Source organism: Streptomyces anandii JCM 4720, assembly GCF_014650655.1.
GTDB lineage: Bacteria > Actinomycetota > Actinomycetes > Streptomycetales > Streptomycetaceae > Streptomyces > Streptomyces anandii.
Genome location: NZ_BMVJ01000100.1, coordinates 1 through 830, shown reverse-complemented (window position 1 = coordinate 830; position 830 = coordinate 1). Strand labels below are relative to the sequence as shown.

At 71.4% G+C, this 830-nt stretch carries 1 protein-coding gene; it reads right to left on the bottom strand.

Annotated elements, in window-relative coordinates; genetic code table 11:
• On the bottom strand, window positions 1-830 hold an 830-nt coding region (gene galU / locus IE249_RS35480), incomplete at both ends, for a UTP--glucose-1-phosphate uridylyltransferase GalU (protein ID WP_189711650.1).

The window sequence follows — 830 nt, the reverse complement described above, 5'->3', positions numbered from 1 at the left end:
CCTGAAGTCGGGGCCCAGGTCTTCACGTTCGCATGCGAGTCTGACGATGGCACGCAGATAGTCGCCCCGGTCGCCGGTGTCGTAGCGGCGGCCCTTGAAGACGACGCCGTGCACCGGGCCGCCCACCGACTCGTCCACCGCGAGCTGCTGCAGGGCGTCGGTCAGCTGGATCTCCCCGCCCCGGCCCGGCTCGGTGGTGCGCAGTATGTCGAACACGCCCGGGTCCAGCACGTACCGGCCGATGATGGCGTAACTGGACGGCGCCTCCGCCGCATCCGGCTTCTCCACCAGGCCGGTCACCCGCACCACGTCGCTGTCGGCGGTGGCCTCCACCGCGGCGCAGCCGTAGAGGTGGATCTGCTCGGGGGCGACCTCCATCAGGGCCACCACGCTGCCGCCGTAGGTCTCCTGGACCTCGATCATCCGCTGCAGCAGGGGGTCGCGGGGGTCGATCAGGTCGTCGCCGAGGAGCACCGCGAAGGGTTCGCGGCCCACGTGGTCGGCGGCGCACAGCACGGCGTGGCCCAGGCCCCGGGGGTCGCCCTGGCGGACGTAGTGGATGGTGGCGAGGTCGCTGGACTCCTGCACCTTGGCCAGCCGCTCGGCGTCGCCCTTCTTCTCCAGGGCCGACTCCAGCTCGTAGTTGCGGTCGAAGTGGTCCTCGAGCGGGCGCTTGTTGCGGCCGGTCACCATCAGCACGTCGTCGAGGCCGGCCGCGGCGGCCTCCTCGACCACGTACTGGATCGCCGGCTTGTCCACGACCGGCAGCATCTCCTTGGGCGTGGCCTTGGTGGCCGGCAGGAACCGGGTACCGAGACCGGCCGCGGGGA